At 69.5% G+C, this 25360-nt stretch carries 26 protein-coding genes and 1 tRNA gene; 19 read left to right on the forward strand and 8 right to left on the reverse strand.

Annotation, left to right across the window (positions count from 1 at the left end):
* Positions 1-103: 103 nt before the first annotated feature.
* The 3 genes from MFF56_RS10010 to arsH form a co-directional block, all read right to left on the reverse strand.
* Positions 104-541 (reverse strand): EamA family transporter, encoded by a 438-nt coding sequence (locus MFF56_RS10010; RefSeq protein WP_012455869.1) that lies wholly within the window; start codon positions 539-541, stop codon positions 104-106.
* Between the two features lie 305 nt (positions 542-846).
* Complete coding sequence (locus MFF56_RS10015) at positions 847-2187, reverse strand: anti-phage deoxyguanosine triphosphatase (protein WP_012455868.1); 1341 nt, start codon at positions 2185-2187, stop codon at positions 847-849.
* Between the two features lie 262 nt (positions 2188-2449).
* Positions 2450-3196 carry an arsenical resistance protein ArsH gene (gene arsH, locus MFF56_RS10020; RefSeq protein ID WP_012455867.1) on the reverse strand — a complete coding sequence of 249 codons (747 nt, stop codon included), beginning with the start codon at positions 3194-3196 and terminating at the stop codon, positions 2450-2452.
* 50 nt (positions 3197-3246) lie between these two features.
* Here arsH and MFF56_RS10025 point away from each other — a divergent pair, with 50 nt between their 5' ends.
* Genes MFF56_RS10025 through MFF56_RS10045 form a run of 5 tightly spaced genes read left to right on the forward strand, consistent with a single transcriptional unit; the run spans position 3247 to position 6896 of the window.
* Positions 3247-3606, forward strand: a complete 360-nt coding sequence (locus MFF56_RS10025) for an ArsR/SmtB family transcription factor (protein WP_003596793.1) — start codon at positions 3247-3249, stop codon at positions 3604-3606.
* Positions 3599-4126, forward strand: coding sequence for an arsenate reductase ArsC (locus MFF56_RS10030; RefSeq protein WP_003596792.1), 528 nt, complete (start codon positions 3599-3601; stop codon positions 4124-4126). The genes MFF56_RS10025 and MFF56_RS10030 overlap by 8 nt, the downstream gene beginning before the upstream one ends.
* Entirely contained in the window at positions 4126-4551 is a 426-nt protein-coding gene (gene arsC / locus MFF56_RS10035) for an arsenate reductase (glutaredoxin) (protein ID WP_012455866.1), read from the forward strand. The genes MFF56_RS10030 and arsC overlap by 1 nt, the downstream gene beginning before the upstream one ends.
* A 7-nt stretch (positions 4552-4558) precedes the next feature.
* Positions 4559-5626 carry an ACR3 family arsenite efflux transporter gene (arsB, locus tag MFF56_RS10040; RefSeq protein WP_012455865.1) on the forward strand — a complete coding sequence of 356 codons (1068 nt, stop codon included), beginning with the start codon at positions 4559-4561 and terminating at the stop codon, positions 5624-5626.
* Positions 5616-6896 carry an MFS transporter gene (locus MFF56_RS10045; RefSeq protein ID WP_012455864.1) on the forward strand — a complete coding sequence of 427 codons (1281 nt, stop codon included), beginning with the start codon at positions 5616-5618 and terminating at the stop codon, positions 6894-6896. Before arsB ends, MFF56_RS10045 begins: the two co-directional genes overlap by 11 nt.
* 975 nt (positions 6897-7871) lie before the next feature.
* Here the strand turns inward: MFF56_RS10045 and MFF56_RS10050 are convergent.
* Positions 7872-8384: a hypothetical protein gene (locus MFF56_RS10050; RefSeq protein ID WP_012455863.1), complete on the reverse strand. Its 513-nt coding sequence runs from the start codon at positions 8382-8384 to the stop codon at positions 7872-7874.
* A gap of 402 nt (positions 8385-8786) precedes the next feature.
* On the opposite strand from MFF56_RS10050, the gene MFF56_RS10055 reads away from it, so the two are divergent.
* Entirely contained in the window at positions 8787-9320 is a 534-nt protein-coding gene (locus MFF56_RS10055; RefSeq protein ID WP_012455862.1) for a hypothetical protein, read from the forward strand.
* Between the two features lie 249 nt (positions 9321-9569).
* Positions 9570-10214, forward strand: a complete 645-nt coding sequence (locus MFF56_RS10060) for a hypothetical protein (protein ID WP_238229977.1) — start codon at positions 9570-9572, stop codon at positions 10212-10214.
* 300 nt (positions 10215-10514) lie between these two features.
* On the opposite strand, the gene MFF56_RS10065 is transcribed toward MFF56_RS10060, so the two are convergent.
* Both MFF56_RS10065 and MFF56_RS10070 read right to left on the reverse strand, forming a co-directional pair.
* Positions 10515-11249 carry a type II toxin-antitoxin system PemK/MazF family toxin gene (locus MFF56_RS10065; protein ID WP_003596782.1) on the reverse strand — a complete coding sequence of 245 codons (735 nt, stop codon included), beginning with the start codon at positions 11247-11249 and terminating at the stop codon, positions 10515-10517.
* A gap of 377 nt (positions 11250-11626) precedes the next feature.
* The gene (locus tag MFF56_RS10070) at positions 11627-11959 is read right to left on the reverse strand and encodes a helix-turn-helix domain-containing protein (RefSeq protein ID WP_003604320.1); all 333 of its coding nucleotides are present in this window, start codon (positions 11957-11959) and stop codon (positions 11627-11629) included.
* A gap of 114 nt (positions 11960-12073) precedes the next feature.
* Between MFF56_RS10070 and MFF56_RS10075 the strand changes: the two genes are divergently transcribed.
* From MFF56_RS10075 to MFF56_RS10105, 7 genes are all read left to right on the forward strand, one after another.
* A complete protein-coding gene (locus MFF56_RS10075; protein ID WP_012455859.1) occupies positions 12074-12739 on the forward strand; it encodes an 8-oxoguanine DNA glycosylase in 666 nt (221 codons plus the stop codon).
* Positions 12740-12800: 61 nt separating this feature from the next.
* Positions 12801-13202 (forward strand): hypothetical protein, encoded by a 402-nt coding sequence (locus MFF56_RS10080; protein WP_003604318.1) that lies wholly within the window; start codon positions 12801-12803, stop codon positions 13200-13202.
* A complete protein-coding gene (locus MFF56_RS10085) occupies positions 13199-14383 on the forward strand; it encodes a nucleoside 2-deoxyribosyltransferase (protein ID WP_003604317.1) in 1185 nt (394 codons plus the stop codon). The genes MFF56_RS10080 and MFF56_RS10085 overlap by 4 nt, the downstream gene beginning before the upstream one ends.
* A complete protein-coding gene (locus MFF56_RS10090) occupies positions 14380-15024 on the forward strand; it encodes a 7-cyano-7-deazaguanine synthase (RefSeq protein ID WP_003604316.1) in 645 nt (214 codons plus the stop codon). The genes MFF56_RS10085 and MFF56_RS10090 overlap by 4 nt, the downstream gene beginning before the upstream one ends.
* Positions 15025-15060: 36 nt before the next feature.
* Entirely contained in the window at positions 15061-15381 is a 321-nt protein-coding gene (locus tag MFF56_RS10095) for a hypothetical protein (protein WP_017484369.1), read from the forward strand.
* Positions 15378-16565 carry a carbohydrate kinase family protein gene (locus MFF56_RS10100; RefSeq protein WP_012455858.1) on the forward strand — a complete coding sequence of 396 codons (1188 nt, stop codon included), beginning with the start codon at positions 15378-15380 and terminating at the stop codon, positions 16563-16565. Before MFF56_RS10095 ends, MFF56_RS10100 begins: the two co-directional genes overlap by 4 nt.
* Positions 16566-16737: 172 nt before the next feature.
* Complete coding sequence (locus MFF56_RS10105) at positions 16738-17367, forward strand: FRG domain-containing protein (protein ID WP_003604313.1); 630 nt, start codon at positions 16738-16740, stop codon at positions 17365-17367.
* A 293-nt stretch (positions 17368-17660) separates the two neighbouring features.
* Here MFF56_RS10105 and MFF56_RS10110 read toward each other — a convergent pair.
* A tRNA-Ala gene (locus MFF56_RS10110) sits at positions 17661-17736 on the reverse strand.
* 123 nt (positions 17737-17859) lie between these two features.
* On the opposite strand from MFF56_RS10110, the gene MFF56_RS10115 reads away from it, so the two are divergent.
* Positions 17860-18150: a YggT family protein gene (locus MFF56_RS10115; RefSeq protein WP_066919283.1), complete on the forward strand. Its 291-nt coding sequence runs from the start codon at positions 17860-17862 to the stop codon at positions 18148-18150.
* 49 nt (positions 18151-18199) lie between these two features.
* Entirely contained in the window at positions 18200-19255 is a 1056-nt protein-coding gene (locus tag MFF56_RS10120; protein WP_066919285.1) for a MaoC family dehydratase, read from the forward strand.
* A gap of 69 nt (positions 19256-19324) precedes the next feature.
* Here the strand turns inward: MFF56_RS10120 and MFF56_RS10125 are convergent, their stop codons facing one another.
* On the reverse strand, positions 19325-19888 hold the full coding sequence (locus tag MFF56_RS10125) for a L,D-transpeptidase (RefSeq protein ID WP_066919287.1): 564 nt from the start codon (positions 19886-19888) through the stop codon (positions 19325-19327).
* 397 nt (positions 19889-20285) lie between these two features.
* Here MFF56_RS10125 and MFF56_RS10130 point away from each other — a divergent pair, with 397 nt between their 5' ends.
* The 3 genes from MFF56_RS10130 to MFF56_RS10140 all read left to right on the forward strand — a co-directional run bounded on the left by MFF56_RS10130 (position 20286) and on the right by MFF56_RS10140 (position 25359).
* Positions 20286-20573, forward strand: a complete 288-nt coding sequence (locus tag MFF56_RS10130; protein ID WP_156453523.1) for a hypothetical protein — start codon at positions 20286-20288, stop codon at positions 20571-20573.
* A gap of 380 nt (positions 20574-20953) precedes the next feature.
* Positions 20954-22168, forward strand: a complete 1215-nt coding sequence (locus tag MFF56_RS10135; RefSeq protein WP_082773202.1) for an efflux RND transporter periplasmic adaptor subunit — start codon at positions 20954-20956, stop codon at positions 22166-22168.
* Between the two features lie 23 nt (positions 22169-22191).
* Positions 22192-25359, forward strand: a complete 3168-nt coding sequence (locus tag MFF56_RS10140) for a multidrug efflux RND transporter permease subunit (protein WP_066924704.1) — start codon at positions 22192-22194, stop codon at positions 25357-25359.
* Position 25360 lies beyond the last annotated feature (1 nt).

The following is a 25360-nucleotide window of genomic DNA, read 5'->3' on the forward strand; positions in this document are numbered from 1 at the left end:
TGCAGAGAGCGCTCGATGGCGATCGGCCAACGCGCGTGCTGGTCGCGGCGTCCCGGTCGCTCTCCTGCGTACGCCTCCGGGCGAAAGGGCACGCGGCCAGCCTTCAGCTCCTGTAGGCGACCAGGATCGTGCCGGCCGCTATCAGGTCGACGCCCAACCAGTTGGGGACGGTCAGGCGTTCTCCGAGGAACATGATCGCGAAGACCGCCACTAGGACGACGCTCAACTTGTCGATGGGCGCCACGCGGGCGGCATCCCCGAGCTTCAGGGCGCGGAAGTAGCAGAGCCACGATCCACCGTTGGCGAGCCCCGATAGGACAAGAAACAGGTATGTTCGTCCCGAAACTGAATCGAGTGGTTTCCATTGGCCCGTGCCGGCCAAAAGCGCGCCGAGGACGCACAGGATCACCACCGTACGGATGAATGTGGCGAAGTCCGAGTTGATGTTCTCTATCCCGATCTTGGCAAAGATCGCCGTCAGCGCGGCAAATGCCGCCGAGAACAACGCCCAGAACTGCCAGGAGGCCAGCACGACTTTCATGGGCATCTCCGAAAGTCGGAACCGAAAGGGGTCGTGACGAGCAGCCGCCGAACCGAGCAACATGCAACGCTGTTCGACGGTCTTATGCGGATGCCGATGACCCACGGCGCCGTGGCGCTGCCTCGCCCCGGCAAGATGGAGCGGGGCGAGGCTGCCGCCTCAGCATTCCGCCGGCGCCGGAAGGGAGGTCGCCCCGGCCTGCCCGCCCCTTCGGCATCGGTGAAGCCCTCACGCATCTGGGGTTGACGTGGACCGGGAGCAGGAAGGAAACACGGGTCGCTCGCTTAAACCGGGCGGCGGGTCGGTCAGAGGCGGTCGAACACGGAACCCATCCTCGGGCTGAACAAGCGCTCGTAAGTGCGCATGAGGAAGGCGTCGGTCATGCCGGCCACGTGGTCGCAGATTACGCGCCGACCGTCAGGCGCCTTTTCGTACGCCTCGTAGGTCGACCGCGGCAGGAACGACTTCGGCTCCGAGGCGAGGGCCTCGAACACCGCGACGACCATACCCTGACCCTTGAATTCGAGGTGCTGGACCCCCGGGCTGCGAATGACGACCTCCCGGACCAGTTCCTTCAGCGCTTCCAGGAAGGTGTTCGCTCCGGCTTCGATGGCAGCCCGATATCGAACGAGGGGCTCGTCGAACTCCTCCCTGGTCTCGATCACGCAGTTCGTGATCAGGTGATGGACCATCCGGCCGATGCACCTCTTCCGGGTATCGCCGGCACCGAACAGCCGATCAAGGAATCCCTCATAGACGTTGTTGCCGAACTCCTCCGGGTATTTCTCCTTGAGACTGTTGAGGAAACTTGAGCTCTTCTCCTCGGTCACGTGCGCCTCGAAATCCACCCGCGTTACCAGGCCAAGGGCGAGGGCATCCTCCAGGTCATGGATGCCGAAGCCGATGTCGTCGGCGACGTCCATAATGCTGCAATCGAACGACTTGTGGAGGGGCTTGCGGTGCTTGCCCTCCTGATCGCGGGCCTCGGTGAAGGCGTTGCGGTCCTTTTCGCTGAGTGGGGCGAGGATCCAGTCGACGACGTCTTGCTCGCAATCCAGGTAGCACTTGGGCGGCTTGGAGGCCTCGCGGTCGATGATCCGGATCGACTCCGGGCCGACGTGGAGGGCGGGGCGGATGTCCACGTTCATCGCGAGGCTGAAGGGCACGGGATACTTCAGAACCCCGAGCAGGGTGCGCCGCATCAGGTTCGCGCCGGCGACCTTGGAGAACTTTTCCAGCCTGGACAGGATGCGCAGGGTCTGGCCGTTGCCCTCGAAACCGCCGGCACCGCGCATGCAGAAATTCAGGGCAACCTCGCCGCCGTGGCCGAACGGGGGGTGGCCGAGGTCGTGGGTCATGCCCACGGCCTGGATCATGCTGAGGTCCGGGATGTATTGCCGGGCGGCATGGTCGGCATAAACCTTCTCGAACCGCCGCGCGATCCCGCCGGCAATCTGCGCGACCTCAAGCGAATGGGTGAGCCTCGTCCGGTAGAAGTCGCTGTCGCCGAGGTTCAGGATTTGCGTCTTGCCCTGCAAACGCCGGAACGACGCGGAGTGGATGACCCGGCTGTAATCGGTGGCGGCCCCATCGCGGGCGTCGTCGGCCTGGGCCTGCCATGGTTCGCGGCGGTCGTACCAATCCATATGCAATTACTTTCGCGGCTAAACTCGATCCAGGCAGCCGGTACCTCTCGGCTGCGCTGAATACCAACGGAAAGCGTCGATGCCGCCGCGGTTCCTTGCTCACGGCGCCTCCGTCCTCTTAGGAGCCTCGGCAGTTGGATGTGCGGGTCTTCCACCGTCGGTGTTTCGAGCCGCGGGACAAGGGCCGCTACGCCCGTAAGGGAGGCTGACAGCGCAATCCGCAGGCCGGGACCGAGGCTCGCTCCACGGGGGAACGGTCCGTCTACCGCTTCACGAACCCGATGTCGGCGGCGACGCCCTTGAGGCGCTCGGGCTCGCGCTCCTTACGCTCGGAGTAGCGGTCGACGAGGTAGTCGGCCCGTCCACGCATCAGGAGAGTGAACTTCATCAGCTCCTCGCAGACGTCCACCACCCGGTCGTAGAGCGGCCCGGGCTTCATTCGGCCGGCGTCATCGAACTCCTTGTAGGCCATCGGCACCGACGACTGGTTCGGGATGGTGATCATCCGCATCCAGCGCCCCAGCACCCGCAGGCTGTTGACCGCATTGAAACTCTGCGATCCGCCCGAGACCTGCATCACCGCAAGCGTCCGCCCCTGCGTCGGGCGCACCGAGCCCTCGCTCAGCGGCAGCCAGTCGACCTGGGCCTTCATCACCCCGGTCATGTTGCCGTGCCGCTCCGGGCTGACCCAGACCTGCCCCTCCGACCAGATCGAGAGCTGCCGGAGTTCCTGCACCTTCGGATGTTCGACGGGCGCGTCGTCGGGCAGCGGTAGCCCGTCCGCGTGGAATATGCGGACCTCCCCGCCCATCGCCTCCAGCAGCCGTGCCGCCTCGTAGGCCAGGAACCGGCTGAAGGACCGATCCCGGAGCGACCCGTAGAGGACGAGGAATCGAGGCGCATGGTCGAGCGGCGTCGGCGGCGCCATCCGTTCCTCGGTCGGCACCTCGAAATGCGCCTCGGAGAGGTTCGGCACCCCGTCGGCGAACGGCTGCTGGGGCTTGTCCAAGGCGCTTAACTCCTCTATGTTTCAACGATAGTTGATATGTAGGTCATTCGATGGACGAACGGCAAGCCCTCGCCGCCTTCGCCGCCCTCGGCCAGGAGCATAGGCTCCGGGTCGTGCGCGCCCTGGTCACCGCCGGTCCGGGCGGCCTCGCCGCGGGCGTCCTCGCCGAGACGGTGAACGTCGCCGGCAACAACCTGTCCTTCCACCTGAAGGAGCTCTCGCACGCCGGGCTGATCACCTCCCGGCGCGAGGGCAAGTCGGTCATCTACAGCGCCGCCTACGCCGGCCTGTCCGACCTCGTCCAGTTCCTCATGCGTGACTGCTGCCAGGGCCACCCCGAGGTGTGCGCCCCGGCCGTCGCCGCGCTCGCCGCCTGCGACTGCACCACCGGGGACACCCTCCATGCCTGAGCCAGTCTACAACGTCCTGTTCCTCTGCACCGGCAACTCGGCCCGCTCGATCCTGGCCGAGGCCATGCTCAAAAAGGAGGGCGGCGGGCGCTTCCGCGCCTTCTCGGCCGGCAGCCGACCGAAGGGCGAGCCGCACTCGCTGGCGCTGCAGGTCCTGCGGGAAAGCGACTACCCGACGGAGGGCCTGCGCTCGAAGTCGTGGGACGAGTTCGCCGGTCCCGAAGTCCCCGTCATGGATTTCGTCTTCACCGTCTGTGACAACGCCGCCGGCGAGACGTGCCCGTACTGGCCGGGCCAGCCGGTGACGGCCCACTGGGGCATCGAGGACCCCGCCGCGGCGGAGGGCTCGGAGATGGAGCGCAAGCGCGCCTTCGTCACCGCCCAGCGCTACCTCAAGAATCGGATCGCGGCCTTCGTCGCCCTGCCGCTCGGCAGCCTCGACCAGGTCGCCCTGTCGTCGAAGGTCCGCGAGATCGGCCAGATGGCCGGCGCGACCTCGGCCCGCCCGGAGGTCGCGTGATGGACGTCGTCATCTACCACAACCCCGCCTGCGGCACGTCCCGCAACACCCTGGCGATGATCCGCAACGCCGGCATCGAGCCGCACGTGGTCGAGTACCTGAAGACGCCACCGAACCGGGCGCTCCTCAAGCAGATGCTCGCCCGCGCGGGCCTCTCGGTCCGGGATGTCCTGCGCGAGAAGGGCACGCCCTACGCCGAGCTCGGCCTCGCCGACCCGGCGCTGACCGACGAGCAACTCCTCGACGCGGTCGAGGCGCACCCCGTCCTGCTCAACCGTCCGTTGGTGGTGAGCCCGATGGGCGTGCGCCTGTGCCGGCCGTCGGAGGCGGTGCTCGACCTCCTGCCGGACCAGCAGGGGGAGTTCGTGAAGGAGGACGGCGAGCGCGTCGTCGACGAGCGCGGCCGCCGCGTCGCCACCGCTTGAGGACACCATGAGCACCTTCGAACGCTACCTGACCCTCTGGGTCGCCCTCTGCATCGTGGCCGGCATCGCGCTCGGCCACGTCATGCCGGGCTTCTTCCACGCCGTCGGCGCGGCCGAGGTCGCCAAGGTGAACCTGCCGGTCGCCGTCCTGATCTGGCTCATGGTCATCCCCATGCTGCTCAAGATCGACTTCGCCTCGCTGCGCCACGTCGGGCGGCACTGGCGCGGCATCGGCGTGACGCTGTTCATCAACTGGGCGGTGAAGCCCTTCTCGATGGCCGCGCTCGGCTGGCTGTTCATCGGCACCCTGTTCCGGCCCTACCTGCCGGCCGACCAGGTCGACAGCTACATCGCCGGGCTCATCATCCTGGCGGCGGCCCCCTGCACCGCCATGGTGTTCGTCTGGTCGAACCTGACCCGAGGCGAGCCGTACTTCACCCTGAGCCAGGTGGCGCTCAACGACACCATCATGGTGGTGGCCTTCGCCCCCATCGTTGGCCTGCTTCTCGGGCTCTCGGCCATCACCGTGCCTTGGGGGACGCTGGTGTTGTCGGTGGCGCTCTACATCGTCATCCCGGTCGTCGTCGCGCAAGTGATCCGCCGTGGCCTCCTGGCCTCCGGCGGGCGGGCCGCCCTCGACCGGCTGCTCGCCAGGCTCGGGCCCACCTCGCTCGCCGCACTTCTGGCGACCCTGGTGCTGCTGTTCGGCTTCCAGGGCGAGCAGATCCTGGCCCAGCCCGCGGTCATCGGGCTGCTCGCGGTCCCCATCCTCATCCAGGTTTACCTGAACTCGGGGCTGGCCTACCTCCTGAACCGGGTCGCCGGGGAGCAGCACTGCGTGGCCGGGCCCTCGGCACTGATTGGCGCCTCGAACTTCTTCGAGCTCGCGGTGGCGGCCGCGATCAGCCTGTTCGGCTTCAACTCGGGCGCGGCGCTGGCCACCGTGGTCGGCGTCCTCATCGAGGTCCCAGTCATGCTTTCCGTCGTATGGATCGTGAACCGCTCGCAGGGCTGGTACGAGCGTGGCGCGGCCGGCAAGGCAGCGGCGCTGAAGCCTGCCTCCCGTGAGGTCTGAGGTCCACAACCGCCTCGTCGTCATCTCGGCCCTGGGCGTGGTGGAGATCCTCGCCTGGGGCTCGTCCTTCTACTTGCCGGCGGTGCTGGCGGGGCCCATCGCCGCCGACACGGGTTGGCCGCTCGCATGGGTGGTCGGGGGGCTGTCCATCGGCCTGCTGGTGGCGGCAATCGCCTCGCCCCGGGTCGGAATCGCCATCCACCGGCACGGGGGTCGGCCGGTCCTTGTATCGGCGGCCTTGCTGCTAGCGGGTGGCCACTTGGTGATCGGACTGGCACCGAACCTTCCGGTGTTCCTGTCCGGCTGGCTGGTCATTGGGCTCGGGATGGGCTGCGGCCTCTACGACCCGGCCTTCGCCACCCTCGGCCGGCTCTACGGCGACGAGGCGCGCCCGGCCATCACCACCCTGACCCTATGGGGTGGGTTCGCCAGCACCGTCTGCTGGCCGCTCTCGGCCCTTCTCGTCGAGCAGGTCGGCTGGCGCTCGACATGTCTTGCCTATGCCGGGCTGCACCTCTTCGTCACGCTTCCCCTGGTGCTCGGTCTGATCCCTGAGGCGCCTGCCTTGGCTAACGGCGGGGACGTAAAACACCTTGGCGAAGCGCCGCTCACCTCGCGGGAACGGCGCGCCTTCGCGCTGATGGCCGGCGTGTTGGTTTTCGGCGGCACCGTGATGACGTTGATCTCGGTCCACCTGATTACCTTGCTGCAGGCACGCGGCGTGGCCTTTGCCGCCGCCGTATCCTACGGCGCCCTGATCGGGCCGTCCCAGGTCGGAGCCCGCGTTATCGAGATGGCCAATAAGGGGCGGCACCACCCGCTCTGGACGCTAAACGTGGCCATGGCCCTCGTGGCGCTCGGGCTGGCAATCCTGGCAGTGGGCATTCCTGCGGTCGGCATCGCCTTGGTGCTCTACGGTGCCGGCAACGGGATCTACTCGATCGCGAGAGGCACGGTGCCGCTCGCCCTGTTCGGGTCGGAACGCTACCCGGTTCTGGCGGGGCGGCTCGCCCGGCCGAGCCTGATCGCCCAGGCTCTTGCTCCGTCGCTGGGGGCCACGGTCCTCACCTACGGCGGCCCCGATTTGGCCTATGCCCTTCTGGCGGTGCTCGCGCTCGCGAACGTCGGTTTGGCAGGCGCCTTGTGGGGCACACGACCGGAAGCGGTCGGCATCCCCGGCGAGGCCGAGGCGGGCTCGAAGAACAGGTGCTTCGCTTCAGCAGCCAAGCCGAAGGGCCGCCTTCGAAACGGCCCCCCTTCTTCGCTCTAGGTTGCTTCAGTGCAGAATAATGGTGCTCGGCACCGGAATGCCGGGTTGACCAAATGAGGTGGCCGGTTCGGCACCACACTCCTGGCGGCAATGATCCGTCCACGTCGGCCTCTGGCGACCGCAAGTCCTCGCAAATCGCCCGATGTCATTGATCTTTGAATAATTTTTGGCAGACATCTCGCAATTGGGCGAACGGTCTCCGCTGGCTCCCGAGCCTCCGCTTGGGAGCCAGCGGAGACCGGTCGCCCAAATGTCTGCTCTCTGCGATATCTATCTGTACATGCGCGTTTTTTTGATGTTGGGTGTTTATGTGTCCTCAGGATCCTGCAGTAGATAACTGGCCTCCTACGCCCGGGCCCGGAAACCGAAACGAAGAACGGCATCTCGGCAGTTTCGTGTGATGCATGGCTGCCGCCGCCTTGTCGCTAGATTGGTGTTCAAGTCTGCTAACCGCAGCAATCGGAGCACCGCGGCCGAGCGCTTACCGAAACCAGCCAGTGCGCAGCATCCGTGTGATCCCGTGCGCCCTCATGGGCCATCGCCCCGCGGGCGCGACGCACGTCCATGCACACGACGTGGAACACCGCGACTTCGGTCATCCGCCCGCACGGCCGGCCCGCCAGCGCCCGTCTCCTGTCCGCAGCCGATCAGCGACAGGCCGAGGCCACCCAGCGACGCCGCCGCGCACGCGCGATATTGGCTTCGCTGATGATGCCGTCGTCCTCGCCGACGACGCATGCGCAGGTCTCAAGCCAGCGAGGCGTCGATATGGGTATAGCAGCGCATGAGCCACGCCCGTACGGTCGGTCGCGAGCGGAACCCGGCAGACCGGCCGGCCATCTCGGCAGCTTGCCACGATCCGCGGCTCGCGGGGGGGCTGGCGATGGCTCGACCACTCGATCCAAGTCGTGACCGTTCCGCCCGAAACCGCTGGCCCGCCCCGGGCGACGTGACCGGCACGTCGGAGCCCTTCGATCAGCGTGGTCGATCCGGCGGAAGCGGAAACCGCTGCGGCGCCTCCCGCGACCGTCGCTGATGGTCCAGGAGATCCAGGGCCCAATCCGGCCTCGGCGCGACGGACGCCTCATACAATTCACGGTATGCTTCAGGTGTCAGCCAAGTGCCGACGGGATGACGTCCGGTCAGGCGCAGGAAGGCGCTCAGCGATAGGCAAACCGGCGGCGGCAGGCCGACGACGGTCTGGAGAGCGCAGCTGGAACTCTTGCTGCGCTGTCCCACGATACGCGTGTTGAGGAGGCCCATGGCCCCGGCCCGGGCATCCGGGCCGACGAGTTCCTCGTCGAGCGGCGTGGGCGTGCCGGGCGTCTCAAGCGCCGAAAGCAACTCGCTCCAGGACTGCCACCCCCACGCCAGCGCGACGACCTGTCGAGCGGTCGCCTCGGCGATAGGCTGCCGGACATTGGCGAGTTGCGCGCGCAGGGCGTGCACCTTGCGGTTTGCGAAGAAGATCGAGGACGGGCGGAACATCGCGGACCATGGGACTGCGTACGGTGAGCCAATGGATTCAGCTCGCTACGGAGCGGTCAAGGCAACGCCGCGTCGGAAGCTTCGTCGGGTCGCCCCGGCCAGGACGAGGTCCGGCTGGAAAGGCGCCTTGCCCCTTCAACGCCGCCGCCCAGGCGGCGACTTGGTCCGCGACCTGGGCGACGGTTCCGTCGCCGAGCGCGGAAGCGGTCGGGTATGTTGTCGCCTGCTCCTCGGCGGCGGCCGACCCACGTCCACCAGGATCTCTGCAATTCGCTGTGGCCATCCCTCCGCCGTGACGCGAAACTCCCTGTGGATAAATCGCGTCGCCTCGAACCCCGCTTAGATATCCATGTGGACGTGTAACCGTCGGAGGTTAGTGTGGCGCAACGGAGGTACGGCACCATGGGCGACTCGGATTGGGCGGCGGAGCGGGCGGAGGAATACTGGCGGCTCCACGCGGAGCCCGTGCTCAAGCGCGTCGTCATCGACGCCTTCCTGTCCGGAACGGCGGCCGTGCCCCCTGCCTTGGCGAACTGGCTGGCTTCGGCGCCCATCGGGCGCGGTGCCGAGGCTGTCACGCCGCCTCCACCCCCGGAGCCTGCGCAGCAGGTGCCGCCCGGCGCCAAGGAGGTCGCGGCACCGCAAGCCGGTCCTCGGCCCAAGAGGTCCCCCCGCCCGCTCAAGGGGGTGAGCGCCGCTGCGTACGACCTCGTCAAGCGCGCAGGCAAGCCCCTGACATCCCGGGAGCTGCTCGGACAGCTGAGGGACTGGGACGGGGGCGAGCGGACCGAGGCGCGCGACAATTCCCTTCTGGCCGCGATGCGGCGGCTTCGCAAGGCCGGTTGGGTCGACTTCGACGGGACGCATTACAGCCCGTCGGCGAAGAGGCCCCGCAGCAAAGGCAGGTCCGGTCCCGCCGGGCCGGGTCGGGTCTGATCGCCCGCCCATGGCAAGGCCAATCCATCGCCTCGCAGATCGGCTCCCTGCGCAGGAAGGCAGGGCGCTGGCGGAGATCGAGACCCGGCAAGCCCGCGGCCTACCGCCCGTTCGACCATCCAACGCAAACATGGACTCGGAGCGCACATGACCACCTCGTTCGGCGACGCGCGTCGCCTGCACGTCCTGTCTCTCGTCGCCCTGCTCTCGGTCGTGACGCCGCCGCGCAGCCGGGCCGCCGACGGAACCATGAGCGAGCACGAGATCGCTCCCGGCATGGTCATCCGCGGCCTGGTCACCGCGGCGGGCGCGCGGGCCTTTCGCCTGATCGTGCGGGGAACGCTCGTTGCCTCCTTGACCGCGAGGGATGGGGCGCCGCCGACCGGGTACTGCCTCGTTGGAGAGTGGTTGTCCGTGCTGGAGGCACTGGCTGCGCCATGGCGCGCGTTCGCCGGCGAGACCTCGCCGCGGAACTTCGGACCGCCGCGCCGGTCGCATTCCGAGCGCTCACCCTTCGTCGCACGGTTCCCGGCGCGCCAAGCCCGCCTCACGGGCCCGAAGCTCGTTCGGTTCCTCGCCGAGTGCACCGCTTCCCTAGGAGCGAAGGACTCGATGCGCGGCGATGAGATCGCCCTCGTCGTCGGCACGCCGGAGACCCGAGTTCGGATCGCGTGCAGCGGTGCCGAACTTCACGTCCTGGTCCATCGAGAGCGGCGCTTGGTCATGGCCGGCACCCTGTCGCGCCTCGACCTGAGTCGGCCCGGGCGCACGCGCTGCTGCATCGGTCGCCAGTGGCTGCCCGAGTTGTTGGATTGGTTCTGGGCCGTATCCGACGATGTCGATCCTGCAGACCTCGTTCGGTTCTGCCAGGGTGCCGCCTCGGATCGGCCCTAGCCGGCGTCGGCCGATGGCGCCGACGCCCGGATGCAGGGCCGGCCCTCGCCAAGCTTAAGCTCTCGCCTCTCGGGCCGTGACGTGTGCCAGGAAGGAGCGCAGCGTGGGTGTACGGCGGTCCTTGTGCGTTCGAGGCGCATACCGCCAACGAAAAAGCCCCGCCTGAGCGGAGCTTTCGTTTGAGGGGAATACCCGCGGGCAAACCCCGACCTCCGATGGCGAGCATCTTCGGTCAGCTGAAAAGACGGTGTGACCCGCCTCCAGCGAGTGAGAGGGATATCGCATATCCGCCTCGCCGGGTCAATGATCGAGGCCCAGCACGGTTCCGAGGAGCGCTCGGATGCCGGCGAGCTCGGCGGGCGAGATGGACGGCAGCGCCGGGCGGCGGTTCACGTTGACCTGCCACAGCCGGACCAGGGAAACGGTATAGATGTGGTCGCAGACGGCCCAAACCGGGTCGGTCTGGTGGAAGAAGGGATACGTGCCCGGCTCGAACCGGAAATGATGGGTGTTGTTCTCCCGGGGCGGGCTCTTGCTCACCGGCACCACCGTGCAGCGCCCGGCGGCGCCGGCCGAGCGCGAGGACACGACGATCGCCCGCCGTTCCTTCTGCATCTCCGGCTTCACGAGGTAGGTGAAATCGCACATCACGACCCGGCCGGGGCTCGGAGCGTGCGGAACCGGCCGCCTGACCTCGGCCGTGCGGCGCGTGACGACCGAACCTTCCAGCGTCGTCAGGAACGCGTCCGCCTTCGCGGCGGCGATGCCGCCGCGAACCAGCGCCGTCTTCAGCTTGGTCCGCTCGTACTGCGCGGTGGCCTTCTCCGACAGGAAGCAGTGGCGCAACGCGCTGGCCACCGCCTCCGCGGCCTCTTCGGCGAAGCCTCCCTCGCACAGCCGGTCGAGGCAAGCCTCGCCGTCGAAGCGGGTATCGGGATGCCGGGAAATCTCCATCAATCCGCCGACGGCGAGCGCCTCGCCCTGGGCGAAGCCGAGATCCGTCATGGCCTTGAACATGCGAAAGGCGTGGGGCACCCCGAGACAAATGCTCCTGCCGATGGGAAGGCGATGGCGTAGCCCGGGCGACGTCGCGTCGGGCAGGCCGAGGGCGAGCCGATCCGTTCGAAGTCGGCAAACACCTCGGCCGACGCCGTATCCGCACGCCGGACCATTGTCATCCCACGCCGAAGGGGCCGAGCGCCGCCGGCGCCCGGGCGCCGCGATCATGCCGGGGCCTACCCGCCGTGGATGCATTCGTTTGAGCGACCAGGCCCGGGGGGGGCGGCACCCGCGCTCGTCATCGAGGCGCCGGGTCCCGCCGCCCGGGCGCGCCGCCTCGGCCTGGTCCCGGGGCACGTTCCATCCGGCGCCGAGAACGACGGTTCCCGACCTTGCCGCACCGCCCGGCGCGGCTATTCGTTTTCATTCAAGAGCGCCACCGCGGCCTCCAGGAGCGCTCGGAACGCGACCGACTGCCGTGCAGCCGCCTCCACGCGCAGCGTCAGGTTCGAGAAAGCCGCGGGATCCTCCGACGGGTGCGCACCGATGAACCGAACCGCGGCGAGATGCAGCGCGGGTCTAGGCTTATGTTGCCCTGCCAATAGCTTCGATATGGTCGCCTGGCTCGCGCCGAGGATCTTGGCAAGGGCAGCCTGCGTAAGCCCGCGCTCTCGACGCACGCGACCGAGGGCAATCGCCAGCGCATGCGCATCCCCGCCGTCAGCCGCCCGCTTGCTTCCGCTCATGAAGTCAATAAAATCGAATGATAACGAATAATCAAGGCGCGCAGGATGCAGGCTCAGACGTCCGGGAGGACGCGGTCGGTCGCGACGATTCCCGCGGACCCGGAGGCCGAATTGATGCCGGGGGTGCGGTGGGGGCGCCCGGAATGGGTGCCGAGTGCCGCGTTCTGGGCTTTCATGGTCGGTCGGGCCAGCGAGCCGGTCGACGGGTTCGTGGGGCGGGAGGTCAGCCTGGCCCACGAGATCGGCTTCTGTCTGCTCGGGGGCTACGGCATCACGGCCGAGGTCAACCACGCGGTCCATCGCGCGCTCGCCGCGGATGGGATCTTCGAGCCGGGCCGTCGTCCCGGGGCCGATGAGATCGAGGCCCTCCTGCGCAGGCCGGTCCGCATCGGCGAAAGGTCGGTGCGCTACCGCTTCCCGAAGCAGAGGGCGGGCAGGCTCGCCGACGCGCTGACGCTCATCGAGACCGATCCTCCGCCGTCGAGCGACGCCCTGGCCTTCCGACGCCACCTGATGCGCCTGCCCGGCGTCGGTCCGAAGACCGCCTCGTGGGTCACCCGGAACTGGCTGGGCTCGGACGAGGTCGCCATCCTCGACATTCACATCATCCGTGCAGGCCTCCTGATCGGCCTGTTCGAGCGGCCGATCCGCCTCCCGCGGGACTACGAGGCGCTCGAACGGCGCTTCCTGCAGTTCTGCGTGGCCCTGGACGCGAAGCCGTCGCTGGTCGATGCCGTCATGTGGCGGGCGATGCGCAACATCGGCCGGGGACCGGTTTGACCGGCGACGGCGGAGGCCGATAAGAAATCAGGTCTCCTTCACCAGTGGCCGGGCAAGCGGGATGTCGGGGGGCAGCAAGAAAAGTTCGGGCCGTCGCCTGGTCGCGCCGGCCGGTGCAGGGCCGGGCGCGCCGAGCTCGACCGCCGGATCGGAGGGCGGGAATGCGCCGACGGGCTCGCCCTGCGACCTCAGTTACGACGTCGAACTGACCGGGGTCCGGGCCGACGTCGTCGCCGTCGTGCGCATCGGCGACGTCCTGGACGTCGCGCTGCACAGGGCGGGTGCGTTCGAGACCGCCGTGTGCCGTACCCGCCCCGCCGGGCAGGTGGTCGGCACGCTGGCGAACGTCGAAGGCCTCGACGAACTTCTCGGTTGCCTGCGCACCCACCACCGCTACGCGGCGACCGTGACGCAGGTCGGCCGCCTCCTCTGTCGCGTCGCCATCGCACCGGTGCTGGGTTGATCGTCGCCGGAGGGTCCTACCTGGAGATCTGCGAGATCCCGCGCTGGCGCCGGCTGTTCGGTTCGGGCGGCCGTGCCGCCGCGGCGGTCGGGCAGCTCTCGCCGGGCAGCAGCCTTCACACCTATGCCTTCGCAGGCTGGGCCCGCGACGTCGAGAGCTCGATGCACGCCTGCGGGGTGACGGCGACGGTAATGCCCATCGCCGAGGAGATCAGCTTCGGCTACTTCCATGCCCTGTCGCCGGCCACGCTGCGGCCCGGCGTGCCGACGCGACACCCGGCCCTCTCGGTCGACGGGCGGGTCGTGCTGCGTTTCGGCTTCGTGGAGGGCGACGCGGTCGTGTCCGCGGAGCGGGCGGTCCACGACCCGCAGGGCGACGACGTTGTCCCGTTCCGCGCCAACGGGTCCCGGGCCGAGGCCCTGGCCGTAGTCCTGAACGAGGGGGAGGCGGAGGGGGCGACGGGCGAGGAGGGGCCGGCCGCAGGCGAGGCCGTTCTCGCCCTGCACGCGGCCGACGTGGTCGTGGTCAAGCGTGGCTGCTCGGGCGCGACCGTCCACCGGCCTGGTCGCGACCCCGTCGCGGTGCCCGCTTATCGATCCGCCCGCGTGTTCAAGATCGGCTCGGGCGACGTCTTCAGCGCCGCCTTCGCGCATCACTGGGGCGAGCGCGGCCTCGACGCCGCGGCGGCGGCCGACCTGGCGTCGCGCGCGGTCCACCATTTCGTCGACACGCGCTCGCTGCCGCTGCCCGCGGCCGCCGACCTCGCCGACCAGGCGCTCGCACCCGTGGGCGGGGAGCCCGGCCGCGTCTACCTCGCGGCCCCGTTCTTCCACATCGCCCAACGCTGGCTCGTCGAGGAGGCACGGGACCGGCTGCACGCCCTCGGCGCGTCTGTCTTCTCGCCGTTGCACGACGTGGGCACGGGGGGCGGCGCCGTCGCCCTCGCCACCGCCGACCTCGCGGGGCTCGACGGCTGCCAAGCCGTGCTCGCCCTGCTCGACGGGGCGGACCCGGGCTCGATCTTCGAGGTTGGACATGCGCGGGCGCGCGGCATCCCAGTGGTCGTGCTGGCCGAACGCCTCGACGAGCATCACCTGACCATGCTGGCCGGCACCGGCTGCGAGGTCGTCGACGATTTCGCCTCCGCCCTCTATCGGGTCGTGTGGGCCTCGCTGCGATGAGGGTTCTGCTGTTTTCCGGCGGCCTCGATTCGACCGCCCTCGCTTGGTGGCAGAGGCCGGACGCCTGCCTGTTCGTCGATTACGGCCAGCGGCCGGCGGCGGGCGAAAGGGCGGCTGCGACGTCCATCGCGGCCGAGTTCGGGCTGCGGCTCGAAACGCTTCAGGTCGACCTGTCCGGGCTTGGCCTCGGGCCCCTGGCCGGCGGGGAGCCCGCCGCGCTCGCGCGTGCCCCCGAATGGTGGCCCTACCGCAACCAGATCCTGGTCACCCTCGCAGGCATGCGCTTCGTCGCGGAAGGCCTGTCGGAGATCCTCATCGGAACGGTGGCGACCGATGTCCACGCCGACGGACGCGCCCCATTCCTGCGGACGCTCGACCGACTGATGCGGCTCCAGGAGGGTGGGGTGCGCGTCGTGGCGCCCGCACGGCACCTGAGCGGGCCGGCCCTTCTCGCGGCGTCCGGCCTTCCCGCCTCGGCGCTCGGTGCGACATTCTCCTGTCACGTCATGGAATATGCCTGCGGGCAGTGCCGCGGATGCGAGAAGCATCGCGAGACCTTGCGGTCGTTCGGCCTGCGGTCCGACGTGAAGGCATCCCGCGCGGCCCCGGACCGACCGGACGCGGCGCGGGCGGAGGGTTGACGAATGGGCGGAGGGCTCCCACCCAAACGCCGCCGCATGCCGTACGGCATGGGACAGGTCCGGACAGGGTCCGACGAGTGCGACCTGACCTTCACGGTCGACCTGATCGGTGTCCGCCGCGACGCCACGCGCGGCCTGCAGGCCGGAGACGTGTTGGAGGTGGACCTCGTGGCCGGCGCGGGCGCCAGCACCGCAGTCTGCCGCACCGCCGACGGGGCGACCGTCGGCGCCCTCGCCGCGTTCCGCGGCCTCGTGAGCCTGCTCGGCTGCCTCGACCAGGGGGTGCGGTTCGAGGCCCTCATCGAGGATGTCGGCGCGACGCGCTGCACCGTTACGGTCACGAGGGCCGAGGCGTGAACGTCGTCGGCGGCACATATTTCGAGAGCTGCGCGTTCCCCGCCTGGGCCGGCCTGTTCGGTTCGGGCGCGCGCGCCGCCATGGCGGTGAGCGCGCTGTCCCCGGGCACCCGCCTGAGCACGTATGCTTACGCCGAGTCGGCCGGCGACCTCCGGGCGACCATGGCCGCCTTCGAGGTCGAGACGGACATCGTCGCCATCGGGGAGCGGCTCGAATTCGAGTATTGGCATCCCCTTCGCAAGAGCTGGGTTCCCGAGGCCGGCCGGCGCTACGCCGACCTGGCCGTCACCGGCGACGTCGTGCTCGGGTTCGGCATGCTGGAGGGCACGGCCCGGCTCACGGCCGGCCGGGCGGTCTACGACCCGCGCTCCGCCGACCCCGCGTCCTCCTTCGTGCGTTCCGGCTCGCGGGCGACGGAGCAACTCGCCTACGTGGTGCAGGATGCCGACTTGGTCCGGCTCGGGCCGCTCCCGGACCCGCGCGACGCCGCGACCGGCGTCATGGCCCGCGAGGGCGCCACGCTCGTCGTGTCGCGCCACGCATTCGGCGGTGCCACGGTGTACCGGGGCGACGCCCCCGGCATCCCGGTGCCGGCGTACGCCGCCCGCCGCTGGTTCAGGATCGGGGCCGGCGACGTCTTCTGCGCGGCCTTCGCGCATTATTGGGGCGAGCGTGGCTTCGACGCCGTGGGGGCGGCCGACCTCGCGTCCCGCTGCGTGGCGTGGTTCAACGACGGGGCTCGGTTGCCGCTGCCTCCGCCGGACGAGCTCGAAGGGATGGAGGCGGTGCCCGGGCGCCCCGCGTCGGGTTGCCGGGTCTACCTGTCCGGACCGCGCCGGACCATGGCCCAAAGATGGCTCTTCGACGAGGCGGCCGCTTACCTCGACGCGCTCGGGTTCAGGACGGAGACGGCGTTTGCGGACGACGGCCCCCGCTCACCCACGCGAGCGAATTGGCCGCCCCGGCCTCGCGTGCCCCATTCAGCCCTCCTAGCCCTGGGCGACGTCGCCGACCTCGGGACGAACCTTCACGTCGGCTACGCGCAAGCCAACGGCATGCCGGTGGTGCTGCTCGCCGAGACGGCCTCCGGCGGGGATTTGACGATGTTCTCGGGAAGCGGCTGCGAGGTGACGCACGATCTCGCCACGGCGCTCTACCGGACGTGTGTGGCATGCCTGCGGTGATCGGCGGCCGGGAGGGCACCCGTTGAGGCCGCCACGGTTTCCACCCGCTCCGGCGCGCCTGCGGGCGCCTGATCGCACGCCGTCCCCGTCCGGACCATCGGGGTCCGGCGATGGAGAGGGCGGGCCGGCGCAGGAGCGCTGGCAGGCGTTCCACGCCTTCCTGGCGGCACGCATGAACTCACGATGGGTGTTCCGCGGCTGCGCGTCGAAGGCCTTCGAGTGCAAGCCCAGCGCCGGCCGGGGCGCCGAGTTCGACCCGCGCCACGAACGGCAACTGTTCCAGGATTTCAAGCGCGAGGCCAGGCTGCACGTCGCGATGCCCGGGGCGACGGATTGGGACTGGCTGGCGCTGGGTCAGCATTACGGTCTCCCGACCCGCTTGCTCGACTGGACGACCAATCCGCTCATCGCCTGCTTCTTCGCCGTTGCCAGCCAGCCCGCGAACGAGGACGCCATCGTGTACGCGCATCCGCTCGGCGGCAGTTCCATGATCGACCCCGAGCGGGGTCCCGGCCCCTTCGAGATCGCCGAGGTCGGCTTCCTGCTGCCCTCCGCCCTGGCGCCCCGCATCGCGAGCCAGAAGGGCCTGTTCTCGGCCCACCCCGATCCGGCCTCGGCGTGGACGCCGCCCGGCATGGCGGAGAACAGCTTCGAGATCCCGCGGGACACCCGCGCGGTCTTCCAGCGCAACCTGTTCCAGCTCGGCGTGGATGCGGCCCACATCTGGGCCAGCCTCGAAGGCGTCTGCCTCTCGCTGACGTGGCAGTACCGCCTCCGAATCGGGCTCGGCGCGGCCTTGTAGCCCCCGCCGCTCGGAATCCCTGGATCATCCGGTCCGGACGACGGCGGTCCCGCCAAGCCGGTGCAGGCTTCGATATTCACCGGCCGGCGCGCCCTCTACCAACGCGCACGGCGTGGGTCAGGCACAGCAAGGGTTGCCCCGTAGCTGCGCGGGGGTGGTGTGGATATCCTGTCGAAAACCGGACCACGCCTGGGATTTAGCGAAACGGAAGCGTGGGAGGAATTGGGATTTATCCGGGAGCTGCCACTCCCCAAGTCCTTGATGCCACACACCAATTTTCAAGCGAAAGTCGGTGGTGGAGCTGAGGGGATTCGAACCCCTGACCTCCGCAGTGCGATTGCGGCGCTCTCCCATCTGAGCTACAGCCCCGTCCGGGACGCCGGCCTTGTAGGCTTGGGCGGCTCAGCCTGTCAATTCCCGATTTTGAACCTTTCGACGCGCCGCCTGTGCGGGCCACCGGCGGCGCCCAGATCCGAGGATACGACGCCGCGCATGTATGCCCTGCTCTGGCTCATCAACACGGTCATCAACCTCTTCATCTACGTCCTCATCGCGAGTGCCGTGCTGAGCTGGCTCGTGGCCTTCAACGTGGTGAACGTGCGCAACCCCATCGTCGCCCAGATCGGCGAGGTGCTCTATCGCCTCACCGAGCCGGTGCTGCGCCCGATCCGCAACCTGCTGCCGAACCTCGGCGGCGTGGACATCTCGCCCGTCATCCTGATCCTGCTGCTGCTCTTCGTGCAGCGCCTGATCACCGTCGATCTCGTGCGCTTCCTGGTCTGAGCCGGCGGCGCCCGCCGTCCAACGAACAACAATGGCCAAGGAAACGCCCATGAAGACCAATCCCGGCCGCTTCTTCGAGGATTACCGCCTCGGCGAGACCATCCGGCACGCCACGCCGCGGACCGTGACCGCGGGCGACGTGGCGCTCTACACCGCCCTTTACGGGCCGCGCTTCGCCGTGCAGTCCTCGGACGCCTTCGCGCAAGGCCTCGGCTATCCGCGGAGCCCGCTCGACGACCTGCTCACCTTCCACGTGGTCTTCGGCAAGACCGTGCCGGACATCTCGCTGAACGCGGTGGCCAACCTCGGCTACGCCGAGGGCGGTTTCCGCCGGCCGGTCTATCCGGGCGAGACGCTCTCCACCGTCTCCGAGGTGATCGGCCTCAAGGAGAGCTCGAACCGCCAGACGGGCGTGGTCTACGTGCGCTCGGTCGGTTCGGATGCCGCCGGCGAGACGGTGCTGAGCTATTGCCGCTGGGTGCTCGTGCGCAAGCGCGACCCGGAGGCGCGGATCGCCGAGGAGCACGTGCCGAGCCTCGCCAAGGTGGTCGATCCGCAGGATCTCGCGGGCGCCCTGCCCCGCCTGGACGTGGCCGCCTACGACCTCGACCTCGCGGGCAGCCCGCACCGCTTCGGCGACTATGCCCGGGGCGAGCGCATCGACCATGTCGACGGCATGACCGTCGAGGAGGCCGAGCACCAGATCGCCACGCGCCTGTTCCAGAACACCGCCAAGGTGCATTTCGACAACCACGCGGCGAAGGACACCCGCTTCGGGAAGCGGCTGATCTACGGCGGCCACGTCATCTCGCTCGCCCGCGCGCTCAGCTTCAACGGGCTCGCCAACGCCTTCGCGCTCGCCGGCATCAACGCGGGCCGGCACGTGGCGCCGCTGTTCTCGGGCGACACCGTCTACGCCTGGAGCGAGGTCCTCGACACCGCCGACGTCGGCCGCGATGACGTCGGCCTGCTGCGCCTGCGCACGGTGGCGACGAAGAACCAGCCCTGCGGCGCCTACCCGGACCGCCAGGGCGAGGGCCAAGGGGACGCCTATGACCCGGCCGTCATCCTCGACCTCGATTACTGGGCCTTCATGCCGAAGTAGCGATCCGAGGGATCCCCAAGGGCCTCAGGCCCTTGGGAGGCGGGGCAGAGCCCCGGATGGCCTGGCGCCTCAGTCGCGCACCACCACCTTCGTGCCGACGCGGACCCGGTCGTAGAGATCGACCACGTCCTTGTTGGTCATGCGGATGCAGCCCGAGGAGACGGCCGCCCCCATGGTCTCGGGCTCGTTCGAGCCGTGGATGCGGTAGAGCGAGGAGCCGAGATAGAGCGCGCGCGCGCCAAGCGGGTTGTCCTGGCCGCCGGCCATGTAGCGCGGCAGGTCCGGCCGGCGGGCCAGCATCTGGGCCGGCGGGCGCCAGGCCGGCCACTCCTTCTTCATCGTGACGGTCTTCACGCCCGACCACGAGAAGCCCTGGCGGCCGACGCCGACGCCGTAGCGGACCGCCGCGCCGTTGCCGAGCACGTAGTAGAGCCGGCGCTGGCGGGTCGAGACCACGATCGTGCCCGGCTTCTCCTTGCCCGCATACGCCACGGTCTCGCGCGGGATCGCCTGCGTCCTGAAGATGTTCATGAAGTCGGCCAGCGGGCCGCTGTCGAACGGGCCGGCCGAGGCCGGCCCCGGGGCCAGCGCGAGCCCGGCCCCGAGGGCCAGCACGGCGATGCGCATCTTCATGCAGGGTCTCCTGTGTACAAGCTGTGCAAAAGGGTGCGCGGAGAAGCCCAGCTGTTTGCGGCAGCTTCTGGCCCGTCGGTCCGGACCGGGGGCGGGCGTCGATGCCTGTGTGTTCCGCGCAACACCTGCCCGACGCGACCGCCCGGGACCGGGCCGCCGCGCGCGGACGGCGGGAAGCGCCTGAGCCGGCGGGGAAATCGCGGCCGCGGTCCGCGCGCGGCCCGGTTCCGTCGTCCCCCTCACTGGAATCATGCCAGGATGTCGCAGGCGATTGCGCCGGACCGCCCCGATCCCTTAGTTTCCGCCCGTGCCCCACGGATGCGAGACAGAGACCCGGCGTCGCCGACGCGCCCCCAGATCCGCGCTCTCCGCCGCGCTGCTCTCCCTGCTCGCCGTGATGTCGCTCCTCCTCCTCGCCGGCCTGCCGGCCACGGCGGATGCGGAGATCCGGCCCGCTCGGCCCTGCGCCGCCACCAAGGTGCGCGATCCCGCCTGCCCCGCCCAGCGCTTCGCCGTCCAGGTCTCGGTCGATGCCGACGACCCGGCGGGCGAGTCCCGCACGCTCGCGCCCCGGTCCTCGACGCGCGCGGCGCCCCACCGGTCGCCCGTCTTCGCGCCGCGCACCGACCCGGTCCCGCCCTCGGCCGCCGCGCGCCTGCCCGAGCGCCCGCCCAGGCGGGCCTGACCGCCGGGGAGTCGCGCGGTAGCCGTCCGGGACCTCGAGACGAGACGACGTCTCGAGGCCTCGACCCCGCGAAACGGTCTCGAAAGGACCGGGATCCTAACCTGCACGGCGATGCGCCGTGCGAATGCCAAGATCCGGGCCCATAATCCCTGCTCCGATCCATGGTGCGCTGCTTGCCAGAGAGCAGCGCCGCGCGCACGCGCCGCAGCCCATGCGCCGCCGGCCCCTTTGCCCGGCCGGAGCGCATCCAGGGCCGGGCGCCGCGCCCGAAGTTCCGGACGGCCGACCCTGAGCGGCCCTCCTCCCCAGACGTCCGTCGCAGGAGCGAAGGTATCGTGACCGCCAACCCCCTCCCCGCCCACCGTCCGCCGACCCGACCCATCGCGTGGCCCGTCGCGGCGCTCCTGGGCGCGGTGCTCGTCTCCGTCTCCGCCTGCAACCAGCGCCAGGCCGCCGCGCCCGTCCCCGCGGTCGCGCCGGAGGTCGGCGTGGTCACGGTGGCGCCGCAGCCGATCCCCTACGTGCGCGACCTGCCCGGCCGCGTCGCGCCGATGCGGATCGCGGAGGTGCGCTCGCGCGTCTCCGGCCTCGTGGTGAAGCGGCTGTTCGAGCAGGGCTCGGCGGTCAAGGAGGGCGACGTTCTCTACAAGATCGACCCGGCTCCCTACGAGGTCGAGCTGATGAGCGCCGAGGCGACGCTGGCCAACCGGGAGGCGGCCCTGGTGCTCGCCAACCAGCAGGCCGAGCGCCTGGAGACCCTGCTCGCCCGCAACACCGCGAGCCAGGCCCAGTACGACACGGCGTTCGCGGGCAAGAAGCAGGCGGAGGCCGAGGTGGCGGGCGCGAAGGCCGCGCGCGACCGGGCCAAGCTCAACCTCGGCTGGACCGAGGTGCGCGCGCCGATCTCCGGCCGCATCGGCCGGGCGCTGCTGACCGAGGGCACCCTGATCGAGCAGGGCGCGACGGGCGTGCTCGCCACGATCCAGCAGCTCGACCCGATCTACGTCGACATCACGCAGTCGGTCGGCGAGCTGAACAAGCTGCGGCGCGACCTCGCCAGCGGCGAGCTCTCGAAGCTCGAGAACGACACCGCCAACGTCCACCTGATCATGGACGACGGCGAGCTCTACCCGCTCGCCGGCCGCCTGCTCTTCTCGGACGTCACCGCCGACCCGAGCACCGGCCAGGTGACCCTGCGCGTGCTGATCCCGAACCCGAACGACGAGCTCTTCCCCGGCATGTACGTCCGCGCCCGGATCAAGCAGGGCATCGATTCCGACGCGATCGCGGTACCCCAGCAGGCGATCCAGCGCACCGCCGACGGCAAGCCCGAGGTCTGGGTGGTGAAGGAGGGCAACAAGGTCGCCCTGCAGCCGGTCGAGGTCGGGCCGGTGGTCGGCCAGAACTGGCTGATCCGCGAGGGGCTGAAGGCCGGCGAGCGCATCGTGGTCGAGGGCTTCCAGAAGATCTCGGCCGGCATCGAGGTGAAGCCGGTCGATCAGACCGCGCCGCACGAGAGCGAGGCCGGCAAGCCGCACGACCCGGACGAGGCCGAGAGCGAGGCCCGGCGCCAGGCCGCGAGCCAGGTCCGCTGAGCGCGCCCCGGGGAGTCTGAGCCATGGCACGCTTCTTCATCGACCGCCCGGTCTTCGCCTGGGTCGTCGCGCTGTTCATCATCCTGGGCGGCGCCCTCTCGATCCCGATGCTGCCGATCGCGCAGTACCCGGTGATCGCCCCGCCCTCGATCGCGCTCTCCACCGCCTTCCCGGGCGCCTCGGTCGAGAGCCTCTACACGGGCACCACCCGGCTCATCGAGGACGAGCTGAACGGGGCGGCCAACATCATGAGCTTCGAGTCGACCACCGACTCGTTCGGCTCGATCAACATCACGGCGACCTTCCAGCCCGGCACCGACCCGGCGCTGGCCTCCGTCGAGGTGCAGAACCGCCTCAAGCGCGTCGAGGCCCGCCTGCCCGCGGAGGTGCGCCAGAACGGCATCCTGGTCGAGGAGGCCTCGGCGGCCACGCTCAACATCATCACGCTGGTCTCGACCGACGGGAAGATGGACGAGATCGGGCTCGGCGACTTCCTGATCCGCAACGTGATCAACGAGATCCGGCGCATCCCCGGGGTCGGCCGCGCGACCCTCTACTCGACCGAGCGCTCGCTCCGGGTCTGGGTCGATCCGGACAAGCTGCGCGGCCTCTCGCTGACGCCCGAGGACGTCACCGACGCGATCCGCAACCAGAACATCCAGATCGCCTCCGGCGCGGTCGGCGCCCAGCCGAGCCCGGTCGATCACGCGGTCTTCGCGCCGATCATCGTGAAGGGCCAGCTCAGCACGGTGGATGATTTCGGCGCGATCGTGCTCCGGGCCAACCCCGACGGCTCGAACGTGCGCCTGCGCGACGTCTCGCGGATCGAGCTCGGCGGCGACGCCTACCAGTTCTCGACGCGGCTGAACGGTGGCGAGGCGGCCGGCATCTCGGTGACGCTGGCGCCCGACGGCAACGCGCTGGAGACCGCCCGGGGCATCCGCGCCAAGATGGAGGAGCTGGCCCAGTTCTTCCCGCCGGGCCTGAAATGGGACATCCCCTACGACATCACGCCCGCCGTCGAGGCCTCGATCGAGAAGGTGCTGCACACCCTCGTCGAGGCGGTGGTGCTGGTCTTCATCGTGATGTTCCTGTTCCTGCAGAACATCCGCTACACGCTGATCCCCACCATCGTCGTGCCGATCGCGCTCATGGGCACCGTCACGGTGATGCTGCTCGCAGGGTTCTCGATCAACGTGCTCACCATGTTCGGCATGGTGCTGGCGATCGGCATCCTGGTCGACGACGCCATCGTCGTCGTCGAGAACGTCGAGCGCATCATGAACGAGGAGGGTCTCCATCCGAAGGAGGCCACCCGCAAGGCCATGGACCAGATCACCGGCGCCATCATCGGCATCACGCTGGTGCTGGTCGCGGTGTTCATCCCGATGGCCTTCTTCCCCGGCTCGGTCGGCATCATCTACCGGCAGTTCTCGATCGCGATGGTCACCTCCATCGCCTTCTCGGCGCTGCTCGCCCTGACCCTGACGCCCGCGCTCTGCGCCACGCTCCTGAAGCCCATCGAGAAGGGCCACGGCCACGCCAAGGGCGGCTTCTTCGGCTGGTTCAACCGGGTGGTGGACCGCGAGACCGCGCGCTACGGCCGCGGCACCCGCTGGTTCATCCGGAAGTCCGGCCGGGTGATGCTGGTCTACCTCGCGCTGGTGGCGGGCGTCGGCTACGCCTTCCTGCGCCTGCCCGAGGGCTTCCTGCCGATCGAGGACCAGGGCTTCTTCACGGTCGACATCCAGACTCCGCCGGGCGCTTCCTACAACCGCACGCAGGCGGCGGTGCGCAAGGTCGAGGAGCACCTGCTCGCCCAACCCGGCGTCGCCACCGTGACGATGCTCAACGGCTTCTCGTTCTCGGGCCAGGGCCCGAACCTGAGCCAGGCCTTCGTCACCCTCAAGCCCTGGTCCGAGCGCGACGCCGACAACTCCGCCGCCGCCCTGGTGGCCGGTACCAACGCGGCGCTCGCCGGCTACCGCGACGCGATCATCGACGCGCAGGAGCCGCCGCCGGTGGACAACCTCGGCAACGCGGCGGGCTTCTCGTTCCGCCTGCAGGACCGGGCGCAGCGGGGCTACTCGGCGCTGGCGGCGGCCGAGGCCCAGCTCCTCAAGATCGCGCAACAGAGCCCGATCCTGCAGAAGGTGAAGATCGAGGGCCTGCCGGCGACCCCCCAGGCCGAGCTGATCATCGACCGCGAGAAGGCGGCGGCTCTGGGCGTGAAGTTCGAGGACATCAACGCCACGATCCAGGTGAACCTCGGCTCGGTCTACACCAACGACTTCCCGAACCGGGGCAAGATGCAGCGCGTCTACGTGCAGGCCGAGCAGCTGCAGCGCATGCAGGCCGCGGACATCCTCAACTACGCGGTGAAGAACAGCCAGGGCACCATGGTGCCGATGTCCTCCTTCGCCGACCTCAAGTGGAGCATGGGCCCGAGCCAGATCGTGGGCTTCAACGGCTACCAGTCGGTGCGCTTCACCGGCGAGCCGGCCAAGGGCTACACGTCCGGCGAGGCGATCGCCGAGATGGAACGGCTGATGGGCCAACTGCCCAAGGGCTTCGGCTACACCTGGACCGGCCAGTCGCTGCAGGAGAAGCAGGCGGGCTCCCAGGCCTCGCTGCTGCTCGCCCTCTCGGTGCTGATCGTGTTCCTGTGCCTGGCGGCGCTCTACGAGAGCTGGGCGATCCCGTTCTCGGTGCTGCTCGTCATCCCGCTCGGCGTGATCGGCTCGGTCGCGGCGGTGTATCTGCGCGGCCTGCCGAACGACGTCTACTTCAAGATCGGGCTGATCACGATCATCGGCCTCTCGGCCAAGAACGCGATCCTGATCGTGGAGTTTGCCAAGGACCTCTGGAAGCCGGGGACCAACATCGTCGAGGCGACGATCGAGGCGGCGACGCTGCGCTTCCGGCCGATCGTGATGACCTCGCTCGCCTTCATCTTCGGCGTGGTGCCGCTGGCCGTCGCCACGGGCGCGGCCTCGAAGAGTCAGCAGGCGATCGGCACCGGCGTGATGGGCGGCATGATCTCGGCGACCGTCTTGGCGGTGTTCTTCGTGCCGGTCTTCTTCGTGGTGGTGATGCGGCTCTTCCGCCGCCGCGACGTCGAGGCCGGGATGCGGGAGAGCGCGGAGCCCGGGACCGTGCGCCCGCCGCAGCACGGCGTGCCGGCCGAGTAGG

It is taken from the genome of Methylobacterium hispanicum, assembly GCF_022179285.1.
Lineage (GTDB): Bacteria > Pseudomonadota > Alphaproteobacteria > Rhizobiales > Beijerinckiaceae > Methylobacterium > Methylobacterium hispanicum.